A 26,441-nucleotide genomic window follows, 5' to 3' on the forward strand; every position below is an offset into this window, starting at 1 on the left:
AAAAGAAAATGGCAGCTGTCTGAACAGCAGGCCATTTTCTTATGATGTATCAAATTATACCTATAAAATGATGAAAAGTAAATGAAAGCCTAGTGAATCGCGGTTTTGAACTTACCGCCCCTCGTTTCATGGGTATTCATGATTGTAATAAAGGCGTTTTTATCAATTTCAAACACAATGGATTTCAATTTAGTCACTTCAAGCCTTGTCACGACCGCGTAAATGACTTCTTTGGTTTCATCCGTATATCCGCCTTTTCCCTGAAGCTTAGTGGTTCCCCGTCCAAGCCGGTGCAATATTGCATCTGAGATCTCAGCATATTGCTCTGCAACAATAATGACCGCTTTTGTTTCATCAAGCCCCTGGATGACCGCGTCAATCGTTTTCATGGCAATATAATAAGTCATGAAAGAATACATTGCCTGCTCCGGACCGAACACAAAACCGGCCCAAATGAAAATAAACACATTGATGAGCATAACGAATTCCCCGACTGAAAAGGGCAGCTTTTTCGTGAGAAGGATACCGAGGATTTCAGTACCGTCCATCGAGCCTCCGTTTCGGATGACAAGGCCTACCCCGAAACCGAGCAAAAGCCCCCCGAATACCGTCGCCAAAATAGGCTGGGTCGTAATGGCCTCCACATGGTGCAATGAGGATTCAATCAGCGCTAAACCGACGATTCCGATAACAGTAGAGATGAGAAATGTTTTTCCGATATATTTATATCCGAAAATCATAAATGGAATGTTGAGTAACACAACGAATAAGGCAAAATTGAGGAGGGGATTGGACATAAAGAGGTGGTCTAAAATTAATGAAACACCGATAATGCCTCCGTCGATAAAATTATTAGGGACCAGAAACAATTCAATACTTACGGCGGCTGAACCCGCCCCGATCAGAATCATAATGACCCTGAAGATAAAGTGTAAAAATGATTCTCTTTTATGCTGTTTATTTGGGGTCATAAAATCTCCTTTCCTATAATAACTATTTTAAACAGTAAGCAACTTTATTTTACCATTAAAAGCTGTAACAGTTTAATGATCTGCTCAATACATTATGTCTAAAGAGGTGAAAGTATCGATGATTTTAATACAAAGAATTATTTTGCAGCGGCTCAATCAAGTCACTGCGGACGATCTGCTGAAATATTCCAAGCAATACGGGATCAGCATTACAAGAAGTCAAGCGGCTGAGGTAGCGGCTCTGATGCACGGAAAAAACATCAATATTTTTGATGAACAGGAGCGGCTGCGCCTGCTGAAAAAAGTGGAAACGATAACTTCAAAAGAAACGGCGCGGAAAGTTGACGAACTTTTCAATCAATTCTCAGGGTAAAAAAGGAGGGACACCCGCCCCTCCTTTCTTTCTTATTGAGCTGATATTTTTTCAAGAAGCTCCTTATCAAACTGCTTTTCTTTCAGCATTTCGATTTCAAAACGGTACGGCGGCTTCTTATTTTTCTTGTCTTCACCTACATACGGTGTTTCGAGGATTTTCGGAATATCGGCAAGCTGCTCGTGATGAACGATGTACTGCAGAGCGTCAAAACCGATCTCTCCGAACCCGATATTTTCATGGCGGTCTTTCCGGGCGCCTTTGATATTTTTACTGTCGTTAACATGAAGGACTTTTATCCGATCGATGCCGACGATTTTATCAAACTCGTTAAGAACACCGTCAAAATCATTAGCGACATCATACCCGGCGTCATGGGTGTGGCAAGTGTCAAAGCAGACGGATAGATGTTCATTATGCGTGACTCCCGCAATGATCTCGGCCAGCTCTTCAAAGCTTCTCCCGCATTCTGATCCTTTGCCCGCCATTGTCTCCAGCGCAATCTGCACGTTTTGCCCGGGAACAATCACTTCGTTTAAACCTTCAATGATTTTTTTGATGCCTGTCTCAGCCCCGGCTCCGACATGCGCCCCTGGATGAAGCACGATCTGTCTCGCGCCGATCGCTGCCGTTCTTTCAATTTCAGAACGCAGAAAATCAACGCCCAGCTCAAATGTTGCCGGATTTGTCGTATTTCCAATGTTAATGATGTACGGCGCATGCACGACAATCTCATCGATGCCGTTTTCCTTCATATGGGCGCGGCCCGCTTCAATATTCAAGTCCTCAATTTTTTTGCGGCGCGTGTTTTGGGGAGCGCCCGTATAGATCATAAATGTGTTCGCCCCGTACGAAACAGCTTCCTTGCTTGCGGCAAGGAGCATATGTTTTCCGCTCATTGAGACGTGTGAACCTATTTTCAGCAACCCGATTCCCCTACTTTCCTTTGTTAGATTTGTTTCTTCTCTGCTTTCTTTTTATCTTTTCCATTTCGTAGCTCATTTTCTTTTTATAGCCCGGCTTCACTTTTTTCGGTTTTTTCACGAGGCGCTTCGCCATTTGGTCAGCCTCATTCTCCGATTTTTTGCGTTTTTTGCGGCGGTGGCGGTCATCGCCTTTCTTCCATTCGCCGTTTACAAGCTCCGCATAGTCAAACACAATACCCATCTTTTCGAGTCTTACGAGCGCATCTTCGTCAGAAAGCTCATAAATGGTCAGTGCTTGGCCTGATGAACCCGCGCGTGCGGTTCTCCCGACGCGGTGAACATAAAAATCCAGATCGTCCGGAAGCTCATAGTTGATGACGTGGCTTACGCCTTTAATGTCAATTCCTCTTGCCGCAAGGTCTGTCGCAATGACATAAGTGAATTCCAGATCATTAATCTGCTTCATTACCTTCTTACGCTCACGCGGCGTTAATCCCCCGTGCAGAAGACCAATCCTCATGCCCTTTTCAGTCAGGTATTTCGCAATATGGTCAGCCGTGTTTTTCGTATTTGCAAACACAATGCCCAGATAAGGGTTCAGATGAGACATCATATCAAAAAGCAGTTTGTCTTTATCACGCTGTTTAGAAGGAACCAAAACATGTTCAATCTTTTCGGCTGTGATTCTTTTCGGCTCAACATGCGCGTACTTCGGATTTTCCATATACTTTTTCAAAAACGGCTTCAGCTTTTCCGGAATCGTAGCTGAGAACACAAGCATCTGAAGTTCTTCCGGCATACGGGATCCGATGTAATCAACGTCTTCTAAAAAGCCCATGTCAAGCATCAGATCAGCTTCGTCAATGACGAGAGACTGCGCTTTATAGACGTTCAATGCCTGCGCCTTAATCAGATCCGCGATCCGGCCCGGCGTTCCGACGACGAGATGAGGCTGTGTTTTCAGCTTATCAATTGATTTTTGCTTGTCCGTCCCGCCGATGAAGCATTTTGTCCGGATCGGCTCATCTTCCGCACCCTGTGTGATTTTGAGCGCTTCCTGATGAATCTGATTGGCAAGCTCTCTCGTCGGCGCCGTAATAACAGCCTGTACCGTATCAGAACCCGGATCAATCCGATTCAAAATTGGCAATAAATAGGCGTGGGTTTTCCCCGTCCCCGTCTGGGACTGCCCGATCACGCTTTCGTTTTTCAGTACAGCAGGTATCAGACGCTTTTGAATATCTGTCGGTTCATAAAAACCAAGGCGGTGAACTGCATCTATAATAAACGGTTTTAAGTTGTATCCATCAAATTTAGTTTCTTTCATTTTTCCCAGCTCCTTAAAGCGGCACATTCTGTGTCCATCATCACATTATAACCGATTTTACTTAAAAACACCATGTCTTGGGGGAATCCTGTTTTCGAGACAGAAAAGCAAATGCCCCCTCCGATGCATATTGTAATAGCAGAGAGACAGAAAGGAGGTACAAGTATGTTTCCACAGCAGCCGATGAGAAATATGGCGCAGCAGGGCCGGCCGTTTATGAATCCGCGTATGATGATGGGAGGAAGACCGTCATTGCCGGGACGGCAGCTGATGCAGCAGGGACGGCAGCTTTTCCCTCAGCAGCAGATTGCCGGAGCGGGCCTGAGAAACGCAGGCACGGGCGGCGGAGGGGGCTTAAAAGGTATGCTTTCCCGTTTTTTACCCGGTTCAGGAGGAGGAAGCGCTGCCGCGTCGGCACCGGCGGCGGCCAGCGGAGGAGCAGGTGCAGGACTGCAGGGAATACAGAACCTGGCAAGTCCGGCATCCCTGTCGAGCATGCTCGGCAACGTTCAGAAGGTGCTCGGCGTGGCGCAGCAGGTTACGCCGATGATCCAGCAGTACGGTCCTTTAGTACGGAGTCTGCCCGCCATGATGAAGCTTTACAGCCAATTAAGCAGCAGTGATGACGAGAATGAATCTGACGAGACGAAAGAAACAGACGAACAGGACAAAAAGGATGAAGCTGAAAAAACAGATGAAACAGAAGATGAAAACAAATCAGACGCCTCATCCAAAACATCAAAGAAGACGTCTGAAAAAGCATCCGCTTCAAAAGAAAAAGACGCCGCACAGGCAGACTCAGCGGAACAGCCGCGTCCAAAAAGAACATCGGGCAGATCAAAGCCGAAATTATATATTTAACATTCTTTGATATCTCACGAAAGATTAGCTATAATGAGATCAGAAGAATGCAAGATTTGAGCCGTTTAACTACGGCTTTTTATATTGCCTCTACACTCACTTTTGATAGGAGGACATCTACATTGGACGTTATCAAAATATCGCCGCGCGGCTACTGTTACGGCGTTGTTGATGCCATGGTCATAGCCAAAAACGCGTCACTCGATAAAACACTGCCAAGACCTATATATATACTCGGAATGATTGTTCATAATAAGCATGTCACAGATGCGTTTGAGGAAGACGGCATTTACACGCTTGACGGCACAAACCGTCTGGAGATTTTAAAGCAGGTGGAAAAAGGAACCGTTATTTTCACGGCTCACGGGGTATCTCCGGAAGTAAGAAAAGCCGCTGAGGAAAAAGGGCTTGTTACGATTGACGCCACATGCCCGGACGTCACGAAAACACATGACTTAATCCGAAAAGTAAAAGCTGAAGGTTATCACGTCATATACATCGGTAAAAAAGGCCACCCCGAGCCTGAAGGAGCCGTCGGCGTCGCTCCTGAAATCGTTCATCTCGTTGAAACAGAGGAAGACGTGAGAAATCTCGATATTCAGGCTGAGAAATTAATCGTTACAAACCAAACGACAATGTCCCAGTGGGACGTCCACGATATTATGGAATCAGTCAAAGAAAAGTACCCGTACGTGGAATACCATCAGGAAATCTGCCTGGCCACACAGGTTCGTCAAGAAGCTGTATCAGAGCAGGCAAAAAAAGCGGACTTAACCATTGTTGTCGGTGATCCGAAAAGCAATAACTCCAACAGACTGGCGCAAGTGTCAGAAGAAATCGCCGGAACAAAAGCCTACCGAATCGGAGACATCAGTGAACTGAAGCTCGAATGGCTGAAAGACGTCAATACCGTCGCCGTTACCGCAGGCGCATCAACACCGACACCGATTACAAAGGAAGTCATCCGCTTTTTAGAGCAGTTTGACCACAACGATGAATCGACATGGCAGCTTGAACACAGTGTGCCGCTTAAAAAAATCCTTCCGAAAGTAAAAATAAAAAACTGAGGCCCGGGGCCTCAGTTTTTTTATAAGAAAGTAAATGGGTTTGTATCTGTTTCGGAAGCGAAAATGCGCACATCATAGTTTTTCTCCCCGGCCATTGCCGTAAGCTTCTCAGCCGTGCCTTTTCTCATGATCTTTTCAGCATAATGCCCCGGGTCCACGACGTTTAATCCCATCATCATCGCATCATGCGCTACATGGAAATAAAGATCGCCCGTCACGTAAACATCTGCACCCTTCCGCTTTGCCTGATAAATATATTTATTTCCGTCACCGCCAAGAACCGCGACTTTTTTCACCTTGCTGTTTCGCTCTCCGACCATCCGGACTCCGTTAACGTCAAACTTTTCTTTCACAAACAGCGCAAACTCTTCAAGCGTCATGTCTTGCTGAAGTTTTCCGATGCGGCCGAGCCCTTTTTCAAGCGGAGACTGCTCCACTGGATAAATATCATATGCCACCTCTTCATACGGATGGCTTTTTTTCAGCGCTTTTACGACGGTTTTCTCCATACTTGCCGGAAAAACGGTCTCAAGTCTCACTTCATGGACGAGCTCCAGTTCTCCCGTCTGTCCGATAAACGGTTCTGCCCCGTCCAGCGGTTTAAAGCTGCCGATTCCCTCAGAGGAGAACGCGCAATGGCTGTAATTGCCGATATGTCCCGCTCCGGCGTTGCCAAGTGCGGTTCTTACAGCTTCTTCATAGTCTTTCGGAACATAGACGGCAAGCTTTTTCATCGGGTCCGAATATGTCGGGACAAGCACTTCTGTGTCTGTCAGGCCGAGAGCTTCGGCAAGCAGATCATTCACACCGCCGTCCGCCACATCAAGATTCGTATGAGCCGCATATACGGCAATATCATGCTTTATACATTTCTCAATCAGTCTTCCGCCAGGCTGATCAGTGGTGATCTGTTTAAGCGGCCGAAAAATCGGCGGATGGTGGGCGATAATTAAGTCAACTTTTTTCTCAATGGCTTCATCTACCGTTTGTTCCAGAACATCCAGTGTCACCATGACATTTTTCACCGGCTTATTCAATGTACCGATCTGCAGGCCGATTTTATCTCCTTCCACCGCAAAAGCCTTCGGTGAAAATTGTTCAAACAGCTGGATGATTTCCTGTCCGTTTACATGTTTAGGCATGTCCGATTACCTCCTTCAGCAGAGAAATCCGCTCTTTCAATTCAGCTAATTTTTCATGACTTTCATGCTTTGCGCTGCGGCTGATCTGTTCATAAATTTGTTCAGTATGCTTAAGTTCCTGGCTCCATTTCCGAAGAAACACTTCATTCCTCTCTTTTAATAAAAACGGACCCGCAAGCATTCCGGCAGCCATCGGCACGTCCCGATACGGCGCATCACGGTCGCCAGTTTCCGCAACGAGGATTTCATAACACTTTCCGTCTTCTTCGAGAATCACTTCATCAATCAGTTCATAGCCTTCCTGATACAGCCACTCTCTTATATGAACGGCATGAATATTCGGCTGCAGAATCAGCCGTTCACGCCCCGTCAATTTCGTTTTTCCGGACTCCAAAATATGAGCGATCAGCGCTCCGCCCATGCCAGCGATTGTAATGGCGCCGGCTTCTCCTTTTTCAAGGACGCTCAGCCCGTCACCTTTCCTTACGGAGATAAGAGTGCTTAAGTCCAGTTTTTCCACCTGCTGTTTGGCGGATAGAAACGGTCCGTCTGTAATTTCACCGGCGATTGCCCGGCTTGCCAAATGATTCAAAACGGCATAGCAAGGAAGATACGCGTGGTCCGACCCGATATCAGCAACCAGGGCACCCGGAGGGATATATTCCGCCACAGACTGCAATCTTTTAGATAACTTCATTTCATTCACAATATCACAACTTTTCTCAGGTTCTTTTTCCTTTACTATCATATAAAAAAACCGCCCGGAATCCAAGCGGCGGATAGAGTTTTTCATATGTCTTTTATATAGGGACCGGTAAAGCTTTATTTAATGTCAGAAACCCATTTTGCCATGTCATCCAGCTTTTCGGCCGGCACAAGGCCCGCGGGCATCCCGTTGCCGCCTTTTTCAATTTTTGTTTTAATCTCAGCGACATCTTTTCTTTTGCCGACGCCTTTTAAGTTCGGCCCTGACACACCTTCATAGTTTTCCCCGTGACAGGTGATGCAGTTCGCTTTATAAATCTCTTCAGGTGAAGCGTTTGCAGTTTCCTTCTCGGCATTTTTGCTTTCACCGCCGCTTGCGATCTGATGCGCATCTCCATTGCCTTTTACAGCTAAAAAGAAAGTCAGCCCTATTCCCAGCACTGCAATGAGCAAAAAAGGAATCAGCGGATTCCACTTCATATCTCCATCCCCCTTTTTCATTCTCCCCCTATGTAAACACTTCTAATTCTAACTTATTTTTACAAAAAGTAAATGGTCTTACTCAGCAATTTCATTGATTTCACAATTTATACAAAAAGCAAAAATAACTGTTTTGTTTATCACAAAATTATCTTTATTCTATTGTATAATGAATTGTATACGCTTACAATAAAGAATATAAATAAACTTATCTCATTTTCCCCCTTTCAGACATGCCGCATTTTTTCCAAACTCATTTGCAAAACATATGCTTATCCAGTAAAATAAAGGTATATTATCCATATATCTTATACATAAAAAAGAACGGATCAAAAAGACCCGTTCCATTCTATTCGAGAAAATCCTTCAGACGTTTGCTTCTGCTCGGATGTCTCAATTTGCGAAGCGCTTTTGCTTCAATTTGGCGAATACGCTCTCTCGTTACTCCAAACACTTTGCCTACTTCTTCCAAAGTTCTTGTGCGTCCGTCATCCAGACCGAAACGGAGACGCAGCACGTTTTCTTCACGATCTGTCAACGTATCCAGCACATCTTCCAGCTGTTCTTTTAAAAGCTCATATGCCGCATGATCCGACGGAGAAGTCGCTTCCTGGTCTTCGATGAAGTCACCGAGATGTGAGTCGTCTTCTTCACCGATCGGCGTTTCTAAAGAAACAGGCTCTTGAGCGATTTTTAATATTTCACGGACTTTTTCAGGCGTAAGATCCATGTCTTCAGCAATTTCTTCCGGTGTCGGCTCTCTGCCAAGATCCTGAAGAAGCTGACGCTGCACACGGATTAATTTGTTGATGGTTTCCACCATGTGAACCGGGATACGGATTGTTCTCGCCTGGTCAGCGATGGCGCGTGTAATCGCCTGTCTGATCCACCAAGTCGCATACGTACTGAATTTATATCCTTTACGGTAGTCAAACTTCTCGACGGCTTTCATGAGACCCATGTTTCCTTCTTGGATCAAGTCTAAGAAAAGCATGCCGCGGCCGACATACCGTTTAGCAATGCTGACAACTAAACGAAGGTTTGCTTCAGCCAGTCTGCGTTTAGATTCCTCGTCACCCTCTTCAATTTTTTGAGCGTAGGTGATTTCTTCTTTAGCAGAAAGAAGATTTACCCGTCCGATTTCCTTAAGGTACATGCGGACTGGATCATTGATCTTTACGCCAGGCGGTACGCTGAGGTCATTAAGGTCAAATTCTTCTTCGGCTTTGGCAAGCTGTTGAATATTAGGATCTTCCGTTTCTTCATTTTCACTAATTAATTCAACACCTTGTTCTCCTAAAAATTCATAATACTCATCCATTTGGTCTGATTCAATTTCAAAGCTGGACATGCGTTCAGCAATTTCTTCATATGTTAAAACGCCACGTTTTTTTCCAGTTTCAGTAAGCTGCTCTTTTACCTGGTCTAATGTAAGTTCTGTTTCTGTTTCGTGGGTTTGTTTATCAGCCATTATGGATCCCTCCTTCCAAAGCTTGCAACGAATTCTAAAAGCGGTATGTTTCTTATCCGACCCGGAAGCCTTCTCTCTTTTTCAGCATGCAGGGCTGCGGATAATAAATGACAATTCATGATGAGGTTAAGCGATCTATTTGCTCCTCCGCAAGGAATCATTGCCAATCAGAACGCAAGCCTCTTTTTGGTGTTACTTTAATGATCGGTTCAATGCAACAATTTCTTGAGCCAGAGACGCAGCTTTCACGAAGTCTTTCTGCCTCTCCGCATCCGCTCTTTCTGCTTCTTTTTCCTTTATCATTGACCATTTTCGGTGATCCAACACTTTTTTTACGTAATCGGATAACTCGGCCTCTGAGAGCTCCTCGTTTACTTGGAGCATCCCTATATCTGAAAGCAGCTGGCTGATTTCCTCATCCTGCATTCTCGCCATAAGATGCTGCGGCGTCATGTCAGCGCCCTCTTCATAAACAGCGTACAGGTATGCTGCCAGCGCACGATGTCCGTCAATGTTAAATTCAAAGCCGACACGCTCAATCACTTTCTTTATGACGTTTCGGTCTCTCAGCATATGAGCGAGCAGAAGTCTTTCCGCGTTCTCATAGGCGGGACGGAGACGGCGCCGTTTCGCTTTTGTCGTCACCCGGGCCCGTCTTGTCTGCGGTTCGGCGTTTTTGTCGCCGGGGGCGTTTTGTCTGGCGTAGATGGAAAGCTGTTCAGTCAAAGATTCTACCGAAAGAGAAAATTCTGAGGCGAGCTGCTTCACATACATTTCCTGCTCAAGCGACCCGGAAAGAGCGCTGATTTCTTTCAGCACTTCTTTCATGTAAGCGAGCCGGTCTCCTTCGTCAGATAAGTTTTTCCCTTTGCGGAAATATTGCATTTTAAAAGCCATGACCGTAACGCTTGCATCAATGATATCGGTCCGGAATTTTTCTCCGCCCCGGGTTCTGATATAATCATCAGGATCAAGCCCGTCAGGCAGCATGCTTACTCTTACCTTACAATCGGCTTTCTGAAGCAGGCCGGCCGCTTTAAGCGTAGCTTCGTACCCGGCTTTATCCGAATCGTAGCAGAGAATGACCTCCTGAACATTTCTTCTGAGGATTTTCACATGCTCTTCGGTGAGCGACGTCCCCATTGTGGCGATACTTTCTTTTACGCCTGAGCTGACGGCGGATATGACGTCAGCGAAGCCTTCAAACAGAACGGCTCTCTCCTCTTTTCTGATCGGCAGGCGCGCTTTATGAAAGTTATACAGAAGCTTAGATTTATGAAACAGCGGCGTTTCCGGGCTGTTCATATATTTCGGCTGCTGGCTTCCGAGCGCCCTTCCTGAAAAAGCCGCCACGGCTCCGTGGTGATCATGAATGGGAAACATAATTCTGTTTCTGAAACGGTCAAAATACCCGCTGCCGTCTTCCCTTCTGATCAGCAGACCCGCTTTTTCCATCAGTTCTTCCTCAAAACCGCGCTTTTTCAAGAATTTCGTCATGAAATCCCAGGAATCCAGCGCGTAGCCGATTTCAAACTCATCTATGAGCTCTTTCGTAAAACCCCTTGATAAAAGGTAATCTAACGCTTCCTGGCCTTCCTTTGTATTTATTAGCAAATGATGGTAAAATTTCTTCAGAAGCTCGTGGGCTTCCGCCATCTTCTGCTCTCCGGAAGATTCCGGCCTGGATGCAGAGTGAATCGTTATATCATCAGGGAAATCAATCTGATATTTATCCGCAAGGTGAGAAACAGCTTCCGTAAATGAATAACCTTCCATCTGCCGTAAGAAAGAGAAAACGTTCCCGCCCGCACCGCATCCGAAGCAATGAAAGATCTGCTTATCGCTGGAGACGGAAAACGAGGGCGTGTTTTCCCCGTGAAACGGACAGAGCCCAAAGTAGTTGCGGCCTTGCTTTTTCAATTGGACATAATCACCTATGACTTCAACAATGTCTGCTGACTGCTGCACCTGATTAACTACTTCATCTGGTATGCGGTTTCCCATCTTATAACACTCCGTCGTACATTATTCGATGTTTTGATTTGAAATCCCTTCATCATTCGACAGGATTTTTTTAAGCAGGGTAACAAATCGATTCCGATCTTCTTTATTTAATTTTTTAGGTCCTTTGGAATGAATGCCGCTTCTTCTCATTTTGCCTGACATATGACGGCTCATCAGAGCGAAGTCAATCGTGTCTTCAGTATAAGAACGGCCCCTTTCCGATAAGACGGCAATATTTCTGTTCAGCAAAAGAGAGGCTAAACCGATATCCTGCGTGACTACGACGTCTCCCGATCTCACATGGTTTGCGATATATAAGTCTGCCGCTTCTTTATGAGGATCAACGTATACCCAGTTCTCGTCTTTGCTTCTGGAAAGCTGGTAGTGTTCAAATGATGCGACGAAAATAACCCGAACGCTGTATTGCGATGCAATGAGCATTATTTCCTCTTTTACGGGGCATGCGTCTGCATCGACAAAAATCGTCTTTTCTTTTTCATTTAGAAGACTAATTCTCCATCCCTCCATCAATCTCCTGCATAAAAACAAGCGAAATCGCATATGCTCCATGACTGCGGATCTATTTTGAGCTTTGTCGAAAAATTTCCGGGAGTTATTCTTGACATCTTACCCATAATAGTTTATTCGTATCACACGAAGCTTAAACCTAAAAATAAACATTTTATCACAATTTTTTATTATAATACAAACTTCGCGAAGATGCCATCCTTTTTGTTTATTCCCTATTTGCATACCCAAAAACCCAGGATAAAGCGTCCTGAGTTATCGGCCCTTTGTTTTGAGATGATGAATGATGTTCGCTGTTTCCTCGACCGCTTTATTCGAAACGTCAACGACTTGGCAGCCGATCCGGTCCACGATTTTCTCAAAATACTCCAGCTCTTCTTTAATTCTGTTGATATTGGCGTAAATGGCTTTGTCATTTAAGCCGAGAGATTTTAACCGTTCTTTTCGTATATGGTTCAGTTTATCAGGGCTGATTTTTAAGCCGATGCATTTTTTCGGATCAACGCTGAACAGTTCTTCCGGCGGATCGACCTCAGGAACGATCGGCACATTGGCCACTTTCAGACGCTTATGGGCAAGATATTGTGATAATGGGGTTTTAGACGTTCTGGATACTCCGAGCAGGATGATATCGGCTTTTAAAATGCCTCTTGGATCTCTGCCATCGTCATATTTGACGGCAAACTCGATCGCCTCGACCTTTTTGAAATAATCTTCATCAAGCTGGCGGACGCGGCCCGGTTCATATTTAGCGGTCAGACCGTAAGCCGATTCCATTTTATCGATGAGCGGACCGATAATATCGTAATACAGCACATTCGCTTTTTCCGCTTGTTCAACCAGGTATTTGCGCATTTCAGGAACAACGAGCGTAAAACAAATAATGCCGCCGTCCGCTTTGGCGAGAGACACGACTTCATTAATGGTGCCGATATCTTCCACATAAGGTATTCTTCTGATATGCGTATCATCGGCTGAGCCGTTAAACTGGCTGAGCGAGGCTTTTACAACGAGTTCGGCGGTTTCTCCGACTGAGTCTGATACTACATAAATGATGCGATTGTCCATGTTATCCCCCCGTTAGTTTTCAAGCTTATATGATTTCATTTTCTGATAAACTGACAAGTATCTTAGTCATATTCGTTTTGGTAAACCGGCCGATGACCTCAAAGCCTTTATCCGTATCTTTAATAACGGGCAGGGCATCGATCTGTTTTTCAATTAAATACTTGGCGATGTCCATCACATAATCGTCACGCCGGCAGACGGCGATATTCGGCATTCTTGTCATGATAATATGAACCGGTATTGAGGCAAGTTCCTGCTGGCCGATGCTCGCCCGCAGCAAATCTTTGCGTGACAGCACACCGACTAAGACAGCATCACGATCTACGACAAATAACGTGCCGACATCTTCTAAAAACATGGTGCAGATGGCATCGTATACCGAGACATTCTCATTGATGACAACAGGGATCGATTGAAAATCTTTCACTTGCAGCTTTTTCAATTTATCCGCAAGCAGCTGATTTCCCGTTTTCCCCGTATAAAAATAACCGACCCGCGGACGGGCCTCTAAGAAGCCTGACATGGTGAGTATGGCCAAGTCCGGCCGCAGCGTGGCCCTCGTTAAATTGAGCTGTTCTGCGATATGCTCTCCGGTAATCGGGCCGTTTTCCTTTACAATCTGTAAAATTTGTTCTTGCCGTTTATTTAATTCGATCGTACTCACCACCTTTATGGAAGGGTTTCTTTATCTATGTTTTCATTCTGTGATGTTTATGTAAAAGGGGAAAAGACGATTGCCGATCACACAGCAACCGTCTTTTTCTTTATTTTACAATAAGATGATTCATATTAGCAAAAGACTTGATCACATCTGCAAGAGCGGTCATTTGCGCTAAACGGTTGGTTTTTAATGTTTCATCGTCCGCATTTACCATCGTGTGATTAAAGTAGTCTTCGATCGGCTCCTTTAATCCGCTGAGCACGGCAAGCGCCTGTTCATAGTTTTTGGAGGCAAAGCTTTCCGCGACACTGTCTTTTGTTTTTTGATAAGCGTCATACAGCTTTTTCTCCTGTTCATTTTCAAACAGATCCGGCTTGACATCGCGGCTCTCGCCTTTTTTGCTGATGGAGATGACCCGGCCGAGTGATTCAGCCGTTTCTTTAAAGCCGGGTGTGCCGAGGTGCTTCTCAAGCACTCTTGCCTTATGAACGGCTGCATACGGCTCAAGCTCTGTGCTGTCCAGAACGGCTTCAATAACGTCATGACGGATGTCTTCAGCGTTTAAGACGTATTTCAGACGCTGTGTAAAGAAATCGAGGAGCTCATTTTCTTTTTCCGTTTCTGTCAATGACAGCAGCTCTTTAAACGAAATGCCCCAATTGCGGTCGATCAGAATGGAAACGATGCCGCTTGCCTGACGGCGCAATCCGTACGGATCCTGAGAACCTGTCGGAATTACGTCAATGCTGAAGAAGGAAGCAATCGTGTCCAGTTTATCAGCTAACGCCACGACCGCGCCGGTAAAGGTTGAAGGCACTTCTCCCCCGGCCGCTCTCGGCATATAGTGCTCATTGACAGCGGCAGCGACGGCATCATCTTCACCGAGCATGCGCGCATATTTTTCTCCCATTACACCCTGAAGCTCAGGGAACTCATAGATCATATGTGTAACCAGGTCAAATTTAGAAATCTCTGCGGCGCGCTTCACAAGGTTTTGCGTCTGTTCATCCGCTTTCAGGCGGACGGCAAGTTTGCCCGCAATGGCGGCCGCTCTTCTTACTTTATCTCCAAGGGAGCCGAGCTCTTCATGGAAAACGATATTTTCCAGTTTCTTCACGTTTTCATCAATGTTCAGCTTTTGGTCTTCTTTGTAGAAGAACGCAGCATCTGAAAGCCTTGCTCTCAGCACTTTCTCGTTTCCGCGGGCAACATTTTCAATTGCATGGCTGTTCCCGTTTCTTACCGTAATAAAATGAGGCAGCAGATTCCCGTTTTCATCTTTTACCGGGAAGTAGCGCTGATGCTCTTTCATTGTTGTTACAAGTACTTCTTCAGGGATAGAAAGAAACTCGGATTCAAAAGATCCGTAAAGCGCCGTCGGGTATTCCACCAGATGGTTGACTTCGTTCAGCAGGTCCTCATCGATCGGAATGTTCCATTTCTTCTCGGCCGCAAGCGCGTCCAGCTGGCTTTGGATCATTTGTTTGCGTTCTTTCGGGTCAGCAATGACGCTTTGTTCTTTCAGCAGCTTTTCGTATGATGACGGTGCATCAACAGATACTTCTTGGCCGAGAAAGCGGTGTCCCTGCGTGTTCCGGCCCGTCTCGACATTTGTGATTTCAAACGGAATGACGTCTTTCCCAAAGAGAGCGATAATCCATTTGATCGGACGGATATAGCGCAGATCCTGCGTGCCCCAGCGCATGTTTTTCGGAAAATGCATTCCGGCAATCAAATTTTCCAGCTGCGGTAAAAGTGTCTTCGTCTCTTGTCCCGCCTGGAATTTTTGAACGAAGACATATTCCGTGCCGTTTACATCTTTTATATACAGATCATCCACTCCGGCGCCTTGGCCTTTTGAAAATCCGATAGCGGCTTTTGTCCAGTTTCCGTCAGCATCCAGAGCGATTTTTTTCGCAGGGCCTTTTGCTTCTTCCTGAATATCAGCCTGTTTTTCTGCTACGTCTTTTATATATACTGCCAGACGTCTCGGCGTATTAAAAAGTTTCACTTCGCCATGGGCGATATTTTTTTCAGCCAGCCAGTCGGTCAGCTTTTCACCGAGCTGCACCATGCTGTCATGTAAAAACCGCGCCGGCATTTCCTCGAGTCCGATCTCTAAAAGCAAGTCTTGTTTACTCATGGGAAGAGCCCTCCTCTTTAAGCATTGGGAACCCTAATTTTTCCCGTTCTTCATAATACGTTTTTGCCACTTTTCTCGCTAAGTTGCGGACACGGCCGATATAACCCGTCCGCTCCGTCACCGAGATCGCGCCTTTTGCATCGAGCAGATTAAATGTGTGAGAGCATTTCAGCACATAATCATAGGCCGGATGCACGAGCCCGTTATCCATTTGTCTGATCGCTTCTTTTTCATAGGTGCTGAACAAATGGAAAAGCATATCCACGTCAGATGTTTCAAAAGTATAAACGGAATGCTCATATTCAGCCATCATAAATAAATCTTTCACAGTAAATCCTGACGTCCATTCAAGATCAAAGACGTTTTCTTTATCCTGAATATATGACGCGAGACGTTCAATACCATACGTGATCTCAACGGATACCGGTTTACATTCAATTCCGCCCACCTGCTGGAAGTATGTAAACTGAGTAATTTCCATCCCGTCAAGCCATACTTCCCAGCCGAGACCTGCACAGCCTAAAGACGGGTTTTCCCAGTTGTCTTCTACGAAACGGATATCATGTTCAAGCGGGTCAATGCCGAGCGCACGCAATGAATCAAGGTAAAGCTCTTGAATGTTATCAGGCGACGGCTTGATAATGACTTGGAATTGATGATGCTGATAGAGCCTGTTCGGGTTTTCACCGTACCGTCCGTCCGCAGGCCGTCTGGACGGCTCAACGTAAGCCACTCTCCACGGTTCCGGCCCGATGCTTCGTAAAAATGTATACGGGCTCATTGTGCCTGCGCCTTTCTCCACATCATACGACTGCATGAGCACACAGCCTTCATTCGACCAGTGCTTCTGCAAGGTTAAAATCATATCTTGAATGTTCATTTCAAGCACCTCCACTTTCTCCATTCTTTTACAAGTGCGGCGGCAACCAAAAAACTCCCGTCTCTATGCTTGCCGGCCGCAAACATAGGGACGAGAGTTCTCCCGCGGTTCCACCCTAGTTGCTGAGGATGTGAATCACTCAGCCTCTTTTTAAAGGGTTGCTCGAGAATGCCTTTCGTTGCGCGCTCATCCTTAGCTTACACTGCCCTAAGGTCGCTTGTATGAGTTGGACGCAAGTACTTCTTTCTGTCACTGCAACATATTTTATAATAAATGATCATATAAAAAGATGGGCAGAATGTCAACTTTTGTTTTCATCCAAAAGGTTCTTCATGCTTTCCATCTGATCTAAAAACCGTTTTGACTTTAAATAAAGTCCTGAATATTCCTCGTAATACAGATCAATGACCCGTTTAATTTCGTTTTTGGTTTCCTGTTTTAACGAGACGCTGCCGAGCCTTCCGATATCAAAGTAATAAAAAAGCCTTAGCAGCCTTGCCGTTTGCGGCGACATCGGAACTCTGTACGGATCCTTTTCAAAGCAGCGGTGGCAGATAAACCCGTTATCTCTTATCGAAAAATGAAACGTTCCTTCCCCGCTTTTGCAGTGGACACAATGATTCAGCTCCGGATACAGCCCCATGACGCCGAGCATTTTCATCTGCACGATGAAGGTGATCACGTCCGGGTCAGTCCCGTCATTCAGCCTCTTAAAGGATTCGAGAATCAATTCGAATAAATAGGGGTTCGGTTTCTTCTCTTCCGTTCCTTTGTCAGTGAGTTCAGCGATAAAAGCGGCATACGCCGTCAAAAATAAATCTTCTCTGATCGTTCTCATGCTGAGAATCATTTCACCCTGCTGGAGCGTGCCGAGTCCGGATGTTCTTTGCATTAAAAATGACCCGTACAAAAACGGCTGGCTGACTGCTGACAGCCGGCTGGCTGACTTCCTGGCGCCCCTTGCCATGACGCCGATTTTGCCGTGTTCCCTCGTCAGCAATGTCACGATTTTATTCGTCTCCCCGTAGTCATTCGTACGGAGCACGATTCCTTCACATTTAGTCAGCATTTCCGCACCTTCCAACAATGGGAGGGGCCAAGAGGTTTACAAAATTGGAAAATCAATTCGGGCTAGCTCATCTTCCGGTTCTTCGGGTCTTTCCAGGTTCTCTTTTTCCAGTTCTTTAAAAAGAAGGTACGTATCAACACTTCCTGTTTGAGAAAATACGTTCCAGGTAAAATTCAACACAAAAAACCCACCTTTCATCATTAAACTAGCTTGCAAATCCAAATTCTTACCCTTATCTTGACCTGATGTCCTCCTTTTCATGTTAAACAAATTTTGCTAACGAATCCCTGCTTCTGTGAGGTAATCTCACACCTCAGGCATGCGCCTTAGATGAATTAATATTCATCCTCTTTGAAGCCGAAATCACGCAGCTGAGACATTTTATTCCGCCAGTCCTTCTGCACCTTCACCCATAATTCCAGGTAAACGCGTGAGCCCAAAAGAGCTTCAATATCAGCCCGCGCTCTTTTGCCGACTTCTTTCAGAAGCGCTCCTTTTTTACCGATGACGATGCCTTTTTGAGAATCCCGCTCGACCACAATGGTGGCGGCGACATGGACGGAGCCGTTTTCCTGCCCTTTAATGGACTCGATGGCGACAGCGATGCTGTGCGGCACTTCTTCCCTTGTCAGATGGAGCACTTTTTCTCTGATCAGTTCAGAAATAATGAACCGCTCGGGGTGGTCAGTCACCTGATCGCTCGGATAGAACTGAGGCCCTTCCGGTAAATACGCTTCAATCTGCGCGAGAAGGGTTTCGACGTTGTTCCCTTCCAAAGCTGAGATCGGCACGATTTCTTTAAACGGATAGCGCGTACGGTACTCATCAATTAAAAGAAGCAGCTGGTCAGGGTGGATCTTATCAATTTTGTTTACGATCAGAAAGACCGGTGTAGACGTCTGTCCGAGCTTTTCAATGATAAACTCGTCGCCTTTTCCGTACCCTTCTTCGGCGTTAATCATAAATAACACCAAGTCAACTTCTTTCAGCGTATTCTGCGCCACTTTCATCATAAAGTCGCCAAGCTTGTGCTTTGGTTTGTGAATGCCCGGTGTATCAATAAAAATGGTCTGCGACGTGCCGGTTGTCAGCACCCCTTGGACTTTATTTCTTGTCGTCTGGGGTTTGTCGCTCATGATGGCGATCTTTTGACCGATGACCCTGTTTAAAAAGGTAGACTTTCCTACATTCGGCCTTCCGATGATAGATACAAATCCTGATTTAAAGCTTTCGTTCGTCATGTAAATCCTCCGATGAAAATGCGCCCGGCAATAATTCTTCCGCAGTCATTTCTTTTATTTGTCCTTGTAAGTTGGTCAGAATAACAAGCATATCCTTTGAGCACAGCTCGGAAATTACTTGTCTGCAGGCTCCGCACGGCGAAACCGGTCCCGGAGTATCCGCAGCCACGGCGAGCATCGCAAATTCCGTATCCCCCTCGGAAACAGCTTTGAATATCGCCGTGCGTTCAGCACAGTTGCACATGCTGTATGCCGCATTTTCGATGTTGCAGCCTCTGTACACTTTTCCGTCTTTGGTAAGAAGAGCGGCTCCCACTCTGAAATTTGAATACGGCACATACGCTGTGTCCCGCGCTTTTAATGCTTCTGCAATCAATTCTTGTCTGTTCATGTGTACTTAATTCCTCTCTTACCTTTATCCTGTATGATACCGCTGTCACTTTTATTTTACATAATTATGATTGGTTTTTCACGCCCATTTTTGGCAATGTAAAATAATTGTAAGAATCTTCTGCTAACATATCTTCGGCAAGAAGATGAGTAAACCAATGATACACGATATCACGGCAAAGACGCAAACGGCTCCGGCGGCCGCGTCCTTTGCCGCTTTTGCGAGCGGGTGATACTGATCGGTAACTAAATCCACAACATGCTCTATCGCCGTATTTAAAAGCTCCAAAGCAAGCATTCCTCCGATCAGCATCAAAACAACGGCCCATTCGGCTGTGCTCAGCCCGGTGAGAAAACCGCAAACGATAACGGCGCAGGCCGCGGTAATATGAAATTGAAAATTCCGCTCTGACCGCGCCGTTTTCCAGATTCCCCTCCATGCATGGACAAAGCTCTTCAGGAACCTGCTCCACTCGTTTTTATGATCTCGTGAGTCCATACTCATCCAGCAAATCCTTTTGCTTTGAAAACATTTCTTCCTCTTCTTCTTTTGTCATGTGATCATAGCCAAGCAAATGCAAAAAGCCGTGCACGGCCAGAAAACCGAGCTCTCTCATAAACGAATGGCCGTACTCTTCCGCCTGCTCTTTCGTTCTGTCTGCGCTGATGATAATATCTCCTAAAACAGGCGGCATGTCGGCGCCTACGATTTCAACCTCGTCTTCGCCTTCTTCTTCAAGCGCAAACGAAATGACGTCAGTCGGAGTGTCTTTTCCCCGGTAGTCTCTGTTGATTTCTCTGATTTCCTCATTTGTCACAATCGTGACCGATACTTCAGCCTGGTCCTGAACGCCTTCTTTTTCCGCCGCGAATTGGAGCAGCTTCTCCACTTCTTGGAGCGCATCAGCTGAGACGCTGTTCGTTTCATCAACAATATCTATGAGTAAACCCATTTATTTCACCTTCTTCGTAGCCTCCGGATATTCAATCCGGGAGTGGAAAATTCCTTTTAAAGTCGCACATAGTGTTTTTGCGATCGTATCCAGTTCTCGGAACGTGAGATCACATTCTGAGAATTGTCCGTCCTGAAGCTTATCGGATATAATTCCCCGCACCAGTTTTTCGATCCGCTCGGGATTGGGATTATGCATGGAACGGACGGCGGCTTCAACGCTGTCGGCCACTGAGATAATAGCCGCTTCTTTCGATTGCGGCTTCGGCCCCGGGTAGCGGAACTCTTTCTCTGTAATCTGGTCGCCCTTTTCTTTCGCTTTATAATAAAAGAATTTTAAAAGGGACGTTCCGTGATGCTGCTCCGCGATATCCACAAGCTCTTTCGGAAACTTGTAGCTTCTGAGCATATTCGCACCGTCTGTCGTATGTGCGATAATGATATTTTTACTGAGCTGAGGAGACAGCTTGTCATGCGGATTATCCATATTCATCTGATTTTCAATAAAATATTGCGGACGTTTCGTTTTGCCGAGATCGTGATAATACGCTCCGACCCGTGCTAAAAGACCGTTTGCCCCTACGGCTTCACAAGCCGCTTCCGACAGATTTGCCACCATGACGCTGTGATGATATGTACCGGGTGTTTCCGTTAAAATCTTTCGAAGCAGGGGATGATTCGGATTAGACAGTTCAATCAGCCTCATTGTTGAAAGAATGCCGAATCCCGTCTCAAAAAACGGCATCAGACCGATAATCAAAACGGATGAAGCAAGTCCCGAGACGACCCCCATCAGCATAAGCGTTCCGATTTCAACCGGTGACAGCGCCGTATTTTGTATTAATAAAAGCGACAGCACGATAATCATATTAATAAATGAGACGAACAGTCCCGTCTGCAATATTTTTGACCTCGCATTATGTTTTCCCAAAAACAGAATGCCTGAAATGCTGCTGATTAAATAGTAAATGCCGATGACGTAATTAAATGTTCCCGTCACACCCTGATTAAACATCATACTGCCGCAGATCGCCAGAATGATGCTTCCTAAAATGGCGAGCCTTTCATTGAGCAGCAGCCTGATTAAAATCGCGCCGGCGGCGATCGGCACAAGATAGCCGATATTGGTGTATTCAATCTTCTGAAAGAGACTGACGACTTCCATAATGACGAGAATAAGCGTTGTAATGATAGAAAACAGCAAAAGAGATTTATTTTTCAGCTTAAGCTCCTGCTGCTGTTTCTCAAAATAGTAGACAAGCGTGGCAATAAACAGGCCGATCATCAGAAGCAGACCGCTGATCGGTTTTAACAGGTTGGAATTATTCAAAAGACCCGTCAGTTCAAGCTTCCTGTATACTTCCCGGTCAATCAGATCATTCTCTTCCACGAGAACCTGTCCCTGTTTGATCTGTACCGGCTGGACGCTGTCTGACGCTTCCTGGCGTTTTTCATCGGTCGCTTTCGGATCAAAAACGTAATTCGGGATGACCGCGTATTTTCCGATTTCAGTCGCAGCCGCTAAATATTTTGACGGCACAGAAGCACTTTTCAGCTCTTTTGCGACCTTATCCTTCGCTTCAGCAAGCTTTTCAGAAGGAATTTCACTGCTCATCACCGTATTCACCGCGGTAATGACGGAATCCCTCACAAATGAGAAATCTTCATTGTTTGCATGGAGAAGCGATTTAATGGCATCTTCCGAGACGGATTCATTGACATCCTGTGTCAGCTTGTTTTTCACCGATTTTACCAGTGATTTTTCCGAAGGTGACTTTTTGTCTTTTTCCGCATCTTTTTTCACTTCGCCGATGCTGTCAAAAATGGAAGTGATCAGGTCAAGCCGATTGTCGGTATAGCCTTTTTTCAGAGTGTATTGATCTTCCACCGCATCTTCGGCTGCCTGTTTTTTCGATTCCGTCGCCTGCTGATCTTCCACTGTGGCGGGCGCGTAAATCGTTTTATCACTGACTGCAAACAAATCCAAATTAAGTGATTCAGGTTTTACATGAATAAAGAGCAAACCAAACATGATCGCTGAAAGCAGCAGGTACAGCAGCACATGGGCTGAGCGGGCATGTCTGAAACTGCGGAACCGTTCCCGGGCGCTTTTGCCCTTTCCCTTCTTTTTCAAAACAAGAACCTCCTCCCTGAAACATCAGGAACACATCATATAAAAATGACCCGATAACGGGAGATCGGGTCATTTTTGCATTACTTTTGCTTATCATAAGCTTCAATAATTTTTGCAACAAGCGGATGCCTGACCACATCTGTCTGGTCAAGTTCAATCACGGAGATGCCGTTTACGTCCTTCAGCATGTCCTTCGCTACTGCAAGTCCCGATGTGACGCCTTTCGGCAGGTCAATTTGGCTTACGTCGCCCGTAATGATCATTTTAGAGCCAAAACCCAATCTCGTCAAAAACATTTTCATTTGAGCGGGAGTGGTATTCTGGGCTTCATCAAGAATCACATACGCGTCGTCAAGCGTCCGCCCTCTCATATAGGCAAGCGGGGCGATTTCGATAACCCCTCTTTCCATAAGACGCTCCGTATGGTCGCTTCCGAGCACATCATGGAGCGCATCATACAGCGGGCGCAGATAAGGATCTACTTTTTCCTTTAAATCTCCGGGCAGAAAACCGAGGCTCTCGCCGGCTTCCACAGCGGGTCTTGTTAAAATGATTTTTTTAATGTGGCCGTTTTTTAAAGCATGCACCGCTTTTACGACCGCCAAATAAGTTTTGCCGGTTCCCGCCGGCCCGATGCCGAACACCATGTCGTTTTTCTTCATCGCCGCCACATATTCTCTTTGGCCGATGGTTTTGACACGGATCGGTTTGCCTTTTGCCGTTTTCGTTATTTCCTCTTCATACATGCTTTCAAAATAGTCCAGTTCATCTTTTTTTGCCATTTTCACGGCATACAGCACATCACGTTCCGAAATCTCGATCCCCTTGCGAATTAAAGTAAGGAGCGAGCCCAATAATCTGTCAGCGATCTCAAATGTTTCATCATTCCCGGAAACGTAAATGGTTTCACCGCGTGTGATGAGGCTAATGCCCAGATCCTTCTCCATTAAATGTAAAAAAGCATCTTGGCTGCCGAACAAAGAAAGTGCTTCGTCCGGGCTTTTCAGTTTGTGATTAATCGCAAGTAAATGTTCTGCCATTCTTTAGTCTCCCTGAACAATAGGTGTGGTTTGAACGATATCTTCTATAACTTGGTAGAGAATAATCAACTTTACTTTACCATTCTCAACGGATTGGTGCAAAACTTTTTCACTTTCCACCTCTCCGCTGCCGTTTAATCGCTTTTCTACATCTTGTCTTCCCATTTTGATACCGGCCTGAACCGCTTCGCCTTTCGTATAAGTCCGCACGGATGTTTCACTTTCTCTTGTCTGTTCTGAAACGTAAGAAACCGGAAGCTTCATCCCCAGAAATTGAAACGGATGCTTTTCTTCCTCTGTTTTCGGATGTTTCAGCGGCTCCTCATTAAACCCGAAGCCCCAAAAAGGCACGCCCCATGATCCGAAAGACAGCTTGTGCTTCGTCCTTACTTTACCCGTATATAGCGTAAATGATGTTTCAAGGGGCACGGTTACTTCTGACTTGTACCATGTTTCTCCGTAAATTTCCGCTTTTGAGGCGACTTTCCGGTCTTCATTTCCGATCAGTCCTGAGACGAGGAGCTGTCCTTTGTCAACATGATCGTTCACAAAAGCCATCGGCTGCCCCTTTTGCACGAACATCCTTTTGATGACCGCCTTCTTTTTGGCAACGATATGGCGGGGGCTTACGTACTTTTCTTTTGTCGGTTCGTTCTTTTCGACCACTTTCATATGAAGGGCTGTCCCGTTCAATTCCACACCGACCCACGTAATATTATCGATGCCGTTTGTTAATGATTTTTGAATTTTTTCCGGCGTCATCATTAAAAATTGCAAACGGCCTTTTTTCACACCGATTTCTTCAAGGTGCTTTACCATCTGATGCTCGGTTTCTGGCTTGGCCCCTTTAATATCAATTTCCCAAATCATGTTGGACAAAAGAAACAATATAACAAAAAATATCACAAATCCCGCAGTGAAGCCCAGATTTAATTTTGATTTGAGAAGCAGAAAGGGAAGACCCTTTCTTTTTGTAAAGCTTGCTTTGCATTCATGTTTTCTGATGACTCTTCTGAAAGCATGTACATCTTGAAGCTGAATCATCAGCAGAACACAGTCTTGCTTTTTTTTCACCGCAAAGATGGCGATTCCGTTTCTCGTGCATTCATTCAGCAGCCGTTCAATCCCTTTTCCTTTGACTTCCATTTGGACTTTACCCGAAAAAAATGACAGCCATTTGTTTTTCACATTATTTCCCCCCGGCTTTATGAATCGACATATCGTACGTGATCTATCGTGCCTTCCAAAAGGATTTCCTCAGGAAGGATTGCCTTAATGACCAAGTTTTTTCCTGATATGATACACTGCCCCTGCTTGAGCATCAGCCTGACTTCTTCTTCACTGAACAGCAGGAGGCCTCTGTGATTCTCTATGTAGATATGAAGTCTGCCGACCATCGTAATACGAGGCAGATCCATCATAACGTCCGGGGGAATTTCCAATGCTCTTGTCAGCCATGCCTTTACACGATTCTTTCTTTGCCCCATAAAAAAAGAACCCCCTTTCATCTCATATGTATGATTTGAAAAGGGGTTCTAACACTTTATTTTTTACCGATGTTCCGCATGGTCCGGTGCGGTTTTTTTGCACGGGGCGGACCCAAAACCTCACTGAATATAATGCCTTGGACCGCAGTTTCTTTATTTATTTTGAGGGCTGATTTCTTCAGAGACGCGTTTCGTGCGCGTGCGGATGTCAGCTTATGTTCGAGCCCGTTAAACATCTGCTCCGTCTCCGCTAGGCGCTTTTCAGCTTCCCTTCTTTTTTGCTCAAAAGGGTTCTCTTCTGAAACGGCAGGCAATTCTTCCGCTTCCGGCTTATGCTCTTTCTGCGGCTGTTTTTGATCCTGCTTTTTTGCTTGATTTCCGGGACGTGTACCCGGCGGACGTTTTTCATCTTTGTTTTTCTTGCCGAATATTGCCGTTATAATGCCGATGACGGCGGCAATGACGAGCGGATTTGTCAGAATCTCGTGCATATAGCGGCTCCCTCCTTAATAGAGAGGTTATTGTTGGTCTTCATCTTGCTGGTCATTCGTCAGCTTGCCGATAGAATCCCTCATGTCCGTATCCGCGTCGATATTTTTTATGTTCATATAGTCCATGACGCCGATGTTTCCTTCACGCAACGCTTCTGCCATCGCAAGCGGCACTTCGGCTTCTGCTTCCACGACTTTTGCACGCATTTCTTCTACGCGAGCGCGCATTTCCTGCTCTTGGGCGACCGCCATGGCGCGGCGCTCTTCGGCTTTGGCCTGCGCAATGTTTTTGTCTGCTTCTGCCTGATCCGTCTGAAGAATCGCTCCGATGTTTTTGCCGATATCCACGTCGGCGATGTCAATCGAAAGAATTTCAAATGCGGTGCCTGAATCCAGCCCTTTGCCAAGTACGGTCTGCGAAATCATATCAGGGTTTTCAAGCACTTTTTTATGATTGTGTGAAGAACCGATTGTCGAGACAATCCCTTCTCCGACACGGGCGACAACCGTCTCTTCTCCCGCTCCTCCGACAAGGCGCTCAATATTGGCTCTAACCGTGATTCTGGCTTTTGCTTTTACTTCAATTCCGTCCATGGCGACACCCGCGATAAACGGTGTTTCAATGACCTTCGGATTAACGCTCATCTGTACGGCTTCCAATACGTCACGCCCGGCCAGGTCAATGGCTGCGCAGCGTTCAAATGACAGCTCAATATTGGCGCGCTGTGCCGCAATCAGGGCATTGACCACCCTGTCGACATTACCTCCGGCCAGATAATGGCTTTCGAGCTGATTTGTTGTTGCGGATAGGCCGGCTTTGTGCGCTTTAATTAACGGATTGACAACGCGGCTTGGTATGACGCGCCGCAGCCTCATCCCGACCAAAGTGAAAATGCTGATTCTGACTCCTGCCGCAAGCGCCGAAATCCATAGCATCACCGGTACAAAGGTGAAGAATATGGCTAACACAATAATGGCAGCAGCAACTAATGCTAAAATCGCCAAACTTGACAGTTCCATCTAATTCCTC

General features: G+C 45.8%; 28 protein-coding genes. 3 read left to right on the forward strand and 25 right to left on the reverse strand.

All coding sequences use genetic code 11. The features are described from left to right. Positions 1 to 89: 89 nt before the first annotated feature. Positions 90 to 971 (reverse strand): YitT family protein, encoded by an 882-nt coding sequence (locus JNUCC22_RS11865; protein ID WP_007408296.1) that lies wholly within the window; start codon positions 969 to 971, stop codon positions 90 to 92. 118 nt (positions 972 to 1,089) lie between these two features. Here JNUCC22_RS11865 and JNUCC22_RS11870 point away from each other — a divergent pair, with 118 nt between their 5' ends. Then, positions 1,090 to 1,344 (forward strand): DUF2624 domain-containing protein, encoded by a 255-nt coding sequence (locus tag JNUCC22_RS11870; RefSeq protein WP_003153013.1) that lies wholly within the window; start codon positions 1,090 to 1,092, stop codon positions 1,342 to 1,344. 32 nt (positions 1,345 to 1,376) lie between these two features. Here the strand turns inward: JNUCC22_RS11870 and JNUCC22_RS11875 are convergent, their stop codons facing one another. Together JNUCC22_RS11875 and JNUCC22_RS11880 are read right to left on the reverse strand one after the other, a co-directional pair. Then, positions 1,377 to 2,270 (reverse strand): deoxyribonuclease IV, encoded by an 894-nt coding sequence (locus JNUCC22_RS11875; protein ID WP_012118004.1) that lies wholly within the window; start codon positions 2,268 to 2,270, stop codon positions 1,377 to 1,379. 10 nt (positions 2,271 to 2,280) lie between these two features. After that, positions 2,281 to 3,597 (reverse strand): DEAD/DEAH box helicase, encoded by a 1,317-nt coding sequence (locus JNUCC22_RS11880; protein WP_003153010.1) that lies wholly within the window; start codon positions 3,595 to 3,597, stop codon positions 2,281 to 2,283. 165 nt (positions 3,598 to 3,762) lie between these two features. Between JNUCC22_RS11880 and vrrA the strand changes: the two genes are divergently transcribed. Together vrrA and JNUCC22_RS11890 are read left to right on the forward strand one after the other, a co-directional pair. After that, positions 3,763 to 4,458 (forward strand): VrrA/YqfQ family protein, encoded by a 696-nt coding sequence (gene vrrA / locus JNUCC22_RS11885; RefSeq protein ID WP_012118006.1) that lies wholly within the window; start codon positions 3,763 to 3,765, stop codon positions 4,456 to 4,458. Between the two features lie 122 nt (positions 4,459 to 4,580). Further along, a complete protein-coding gene (locus JNUCC22_RS11890; protein WP_012118007.1) occupies positions 4,581 to 5,525 on the forward strand; it encodes a 4-hydroxy-3-methylbut-2-enyl diphosphate reductase in 945 nt (314 codons plus the stop codon). Positions 5,526 to 5,545: 20 nt separating this feature from the next. Here JNUCC22_RS11890 and JNUCC22_RS11895 read toward each other — a convergent pair whose 3' ends face one another. The 22 genes from JNUCC22_RS11895 to floA all read right to left on the reverse strand — a co-directional run bounded on the left by JNUCC22_RS11895 (position 5,546) and on the right by floA (position 26,431). Further along, positions 5,546 to 6,667: a Nif3-like dinuclear metal center hexameric protein gene (locus JNUCC22_RS11895; protein WP_007408292.1), complete on the reverse strand. Its 1,122-nt coding sequence runs from the start codon at positions 6,665 to 6,667 to the stop codon at positions 5,546 to 5,548. Continuing rightward, complete coding sequence (locus JNUCC22_RS11900) at positions 6,660 to 7,364, reverse strand: tRNA (adenine(22)-N(1))-methyltransferase (RefSeq protein ID WP_032866478.1); 705 nt, start codon at positions 7,362 to 7,364, stop codon at positions 6,660 to 6,662. The genes JNUCC22_RS11895 and JNUCC22_RS11900 overlap by 8 nt, the downstream gene beginning before the upstream one ends. 125 nt (positions 7,365 to 7,489) lie before the next feature. Further along, positions 7,490 to 7,852 carry a cytochrome c550 gene (cccA, locus tag JNUCC22_RS11905; protein WP_003152999.1) on the reverse strand — a complete coding sequence of 121 codons (363 nt, stop codon included), beginning with the start codon at positions 7,850 to 7,852 and terminating at the stop codon, positions 7,490 to 7,492. A gap of 349 nt (positions 7,853 to 8,201) precedes the next feature. Further along, positions 8,202 to 9,323 (reverse strand): RNA polymerase sigma factor RpoD, encoded by a 1,122-nt coding sequence (rpoD, locus tag JNUCC22_RS11910; RefSeq protein ID WP_003152998.1) that lies wholly within the window; start codon positions 9,321 to 9,323, stop codon positions 8,202 to 8,204. A 192-nt stretch (positions 9,324 to 9,515) separates the two neighbouring features. After that, positions 9,516 to 11,327, reverse strand: coding sequence for a DNA primase (dnaG, locus tag JNUCC22_RS11915; protein WP_007408290.1), 1,812 nt, complete (start codon positions 11,325 to 11,327; stop codon positions 9,516 to 9,518). Positions 11,328 to 11,348: 21 nt separating this feature from the next. Beyond that, complete coding sequence (locus JNUCC22_RS11920) at positions 11,349 to 11,855, reverse strand: YaiI/YqxD family protein (RefSeq protein WP_007408289.1); 507 nt, start codon at positions 11,853 to 11,855, stop codon at positions 11,349 to 11,351. Between the two features lie 255 nt (positions 11,856 to 12,110). Continuing rightward, positions 12,111 to 12,923 carry a pyruvate, water dikinase regulatory protein gene (locus JNUCC22_RS11925; RefSeq protein ID WP_003152991.1) on the reverse strand — a complete coding sequence of 271 codons (813 nt, stop codon included), beginning with the start codon at positions 12,921 to 12,923 and terminating at the stop codon, positions 12,111 to 12,113. A 25-nt stretch (positions 12,924 to 12,948) separates the two neighbouring features. Next, positions 12,949 to 13,587, reverse strand: coding sequence for a transcriptional regulator CcpN (gene ccpN / locus JNUCC22_RS11930; RefSeq protein ID WP_003152989.1), 639 nt, complete (start codon positions 13,585 to 13,587; stop codon positions 12,949 to 12,951). Between the two features lie 100 nt (positions 13,588 to 13,687). Then, positions 13,688 to 15,727, reverse strand: coding sequence for a glycine--tRNA ligase subunit beta (glyS, locus tag JNUCC22_RS11935; RefSeq protein WP_039063324.1), 2,040 nt, complete (start codon positions 15,725 to 15,727; stop codon positions 13,688 to 13,690). Further along, positions 15,720 to 16,607, reverse strand: coding sequence for a glycine--tRNA ligase subunit alpha (gene glyQ, locus JNUCC22_RS11940; RefSeq protein ID WP_003152984.1), 888 nt, complete (start codon positions 16,605 to 16,607; stop codon positions 15,720 to 15,722). The genes glyS and glyQ overlap by 8 nt, the downstream gene beginning before the upstream one ends. A 301-nt stretch (positions 16,608 to 16,908) precedes the next feature. After that, positions 16,909 to 17,676, reverse strand: a complete 768-nt coding sequence (gene recO, locus JNUCC22_RS11945) for a DNA repair protein RecO (protein ID WP_012118014.1) — start codon at positions 17,674 to 17,676, stop codon at positions 16,909 to 16,911. A 36-nt stretch (positions 17,677 to 17,712) separates the two neighbouring features. Next, positions 17,713 to 17,856, reverse strand: coding sequence for a YqzL family protein (locus JNUCC22_RS11950; RefSeq protein ID WP_007408286.1), 144 nt, complete (start codon positions 17,854 to 17,856; stop codon positions 17,713 to 17,715). Between the two features lie 155 nt (positions 17,857 to 18,011). Continuing rightward, positions 18,012 to 18,917, reverse strand: a complete 906-nt coding sequence (era, locus tag JNUCC22_RS11955) for a GTPase Era (protein ID WP_007408285.1) — start codon at positions 18,915 to 18,917, stop codon at positions 18,012 to 18,014. Further along, complete coding sequence (locus JNUCC22_RS11960) at positions 18,898 to 19,308, reverse strand: cytidine deaminase (RefSeq protein ID WP_003152976.1); 411 nt, start codon at positions 19,306 to 19,308, stop codon at positions 18,898 to 18,900. Before JNUCC22_RS11960 ends, era begins: the two co-directional genes overlap by 20 nt. A gap of 123 nt (positions 19,309 to 19,431) precedes the next feature. After that, the gene (locus JNUCC22_RS11965) at positions 19,432 to 19,806 is read right to left on the reverse strand and encodes a diacylglycerol kinase family protein (RefSeq protein WP_015240233.1); all 375 of its coding nucleotides are present in this window, start codon (positions 19,804 to 19,806) and stop codon (positions 19,432 to 19,434) included. Next, positions 19,787 to 20,260, reverse strand: coding sequence for an rRNA maturation RNase YbeY (ybeY, locus tag JNUCC22_RS11970; RefSeq protein WP_003152973.1), 474 nt, complete (start codon positions 20,258 to 20,260; stop codon positions 19,787 to 19,789). Before ybeY ends, JNUCC22_RS11965 begins: the two co-directional genes overlap by 20 nt. Next, positions 20,261 to 22,393 carry an HD family phosphohydrolase gene (locus JNUCC22_RS11975; RefSeq protein WP_007408284.1) on the reverse strand — a complete coding sequence of 711 codons (2,133 nt, stop codon included), beginning with the start codon at positions 22,391 to 22,393 and terminating at the stop codon, positions 20,261 to 20,263. Between the two features lie 80 nt (positions 22,394 to 22,473). Further along, a complete protein-coding gene (locus tag JNUCC22_RS11980; protein WP_007408283.1) occupies positions 22,474 to 23,433 on the reverse strand; it encodes a PhoH family protein in 960 nt (319 codons plus the stop codon). Between the two features lie 3 nt (positions 23,434 to 23,436). Beyond that, positions 23,437 to 24,621, reverse strand: a complete 1,185-nt coding sequence (gene yqfD, locus JNUCC22_RS11985) for a sporulation protein YqfD (RefSeq protein ID WP_007408282.1) — start codon at positions 24,619 to 24,621, stop codon at positions 23,437 to 23,439. 17 nt (positions 24,622 to 24,638) lie between these two features. After that, positions 24,639 to 24,920: a sporulation protein YqfC gene (gene yqfC / locus JNUCC22_RS11990; RefSeq protein ID WP_003152966.1), complete on the reverse strand. Its 282-nt coding sequence runs from the start codon at positions 24,918 to 24,920 to the stop codon at positions 24,639 to 24,641. Between the two features lie 56 nt (positions 24,921 to 24,976). Next, positions 24,977 to 25,411, reverse strand: a complete 435-nt coding sequence (locus tag JNUCC22_RS11995; protein ID WP_216061752.1) for a hypothetical protein — start codon at positions 25,409 to 25,411, stop codon at positions 24,977 to 24,979. A 27-nt stretch (positions 25,412 to 25,438) separates the two neighbouring features. Continuing rightward, a complete protein-coding gene (gene floA / locus JNUCC22_RS12000) occupies positions 25,439 to 26,431 on the reverse strand; it encodes a flotillin-like protein FloA (RefSeq protein WP_007408280.1) in 993 nt (330 codons plus the stop codon). Between the last annotated feature and the right edge of the window lie 10 nt (positions 26,432 to 26,441).

The organism is Bacillus sp. JNUCC-22 (assembly GCF_018861275.1).
GTDB lineage: Bacteria > Bacillota > Bacilli > Bacillales > Bacillaceae > Bacillus > Bacillus velezensis.

Excerpts from the sequence above, each read along its gene's own strand:
- JNUCC22_RS11865 (WP_007408296.1), bottom strand. The coding sequence starts at position 971 with ATGACCCCAAATAAACAGCATAAAAGAGAATCATTTTTACACTTTATC.
- JNUCC22_RS11870 (WP_003153013.1), top strand. The coding sequence starts at position 1,090 with ATGATTTTAATACAAAGAATTATTTTGCAGCGGCTCAATCAAGTCACT.
- JNUCC22_RS11880 (WP_003153010.1), bottom strand. The coding sequence starts at position 3,597 with ATGAAAGAAACTAAATTTGATGGATACAACTTAAAACCGTTTATTATA.
- vrrA (WP_012118006.1), top strand. The coding sequence starts at position 3,763 with ATGTTTCCACAGCAGCCGATGAGAAATATGGCGCAGCAGGGCCGGCCG.
- JNUCC22_RS11895 (WP_007408292.1), bottom strand. The coding sequence starts at position 6,667 with ATGCCTAAACATGTAAACGGACAGGAAATCATCCAGCTGTTTGAACAA.
- JNUCC22_RS11900 (WP_032866478.1), bottom strand. The coding sequence starts at position 7,364 with ATGAAGTTATCTAAAAGATTGCAGTCTGTGGCGGAATATATCCCTCCG.
- cccA (WP_003152999.1), bottom strand. The coding sequence starts at position 7,852 with ATGAAGTGGAATCCGCTGATTCCTTTTTTGCTCATTGCAGTGCTGGGA.
- rpoD (WP_003152998.1), bottom strand. The coding sequence starts at position 9,323 with ATGGCTGATAAACAAACCCACGAAACAGAAACAGAACTTACATTAGAC.
- dnaG (WP_007408290.1), bottom strand. The coding sequence starts at position 11,327 with ATGGGAAACCGCATACCAGATGAAGTAGTTAATCAGGTGCAGCAGTCA.
- JNUCC22_RS11920 (WP_007408289.1), bottom strand. The coding sequence starts at position 11,855 with ATGGAGGGATGGAGAATTAGTCTTCTAAATGAAAAAGAAAAGACGATT.
- JNUCC22_RS11925 (WP_003152991.1), bottom strand. The coding sequence starts at position 12,923 with ATGGACAATCGCATCATTTATGTAGTATCAGACTCAGTCGGAGAAACC.
- glyS (WP_039063324.1), bottom strand. The coding sequence starts at position 15,727 with ATGAGTAAACAAGACTTGCTTTTAGAGATCGGACTCGAGGAAATGCCG.
- glyQ (WP_003152984.1), bottom strand. The coding sequence starts at position 16,607 with ATGAACATTCAAGATATGATTTTAACCTTGCAGAAGCACTGGTCGAAT.
- recO (WP_012118014.1), bottom strand. The coding sequence starts at position 17,676 with ATGCTGACTAAATGTGAAGGAATCGTGCTCCGTACGAATGACTACGGG.
- era (WP_007408285.1), bottom strand. The coding sequence starts at position 18,917 with ATGACGAACGAAAGCTTTAAATCAGGATTTGTATCTATCATCGGAAGG.
- JNUCC22_RS11960 (WP_003152976.1), bottom strand. The coding sequence starts at position 19,308 with ATGAACAGACAAGAATTGATTGCAGAAGCATTAAAAGCGCGGGACACA.
- JNUCC22_RS11965 (WP_015240233.1), bottom strand. The coding sequence starts at position 19,806 with ATGGACTCACGAGATCATAAAAACGAGTGGAGCAGGTTCCTGAAGAGC.
- ybeY (WP_003152973.1), bottom strand. The coding sequence starts at position 20,260 with ATGGGTTTACTCATAGATATTGTTGATGAAACGAACAGCGTCTCAGCT.
- JNUCC22_RS11980 (WP_007408283.1), bottom strand. The coding sequence starts at position 23,433 with ATGGCAGAACATTTACTTGCGATTAATCACAAACTGAAAAGCCCGGAC.
- yqfC (WP_003152966.1), bottom strand. The coding sequence starts at position 24,920 with ATGGGGCAAAGAAAGAATCGTGTAAAGGCATGGCTGACAAGAGCATTG.
- JNUCC22_RS11995 (WP_216061752.1), bottom strand. The coding sequence starts at position 25,411 with ATGCACGAGATTCTGACAAATCCGCTCGTCATTGCCGCCGTCATCGGC.
- floA (WP_007408280.1), bottom strand. The coding sequence starts at position 26,431 with ATGGAACTGTCAAGTTTGGCGATTTTAGCATTAGTTGCTGCTGCCATT.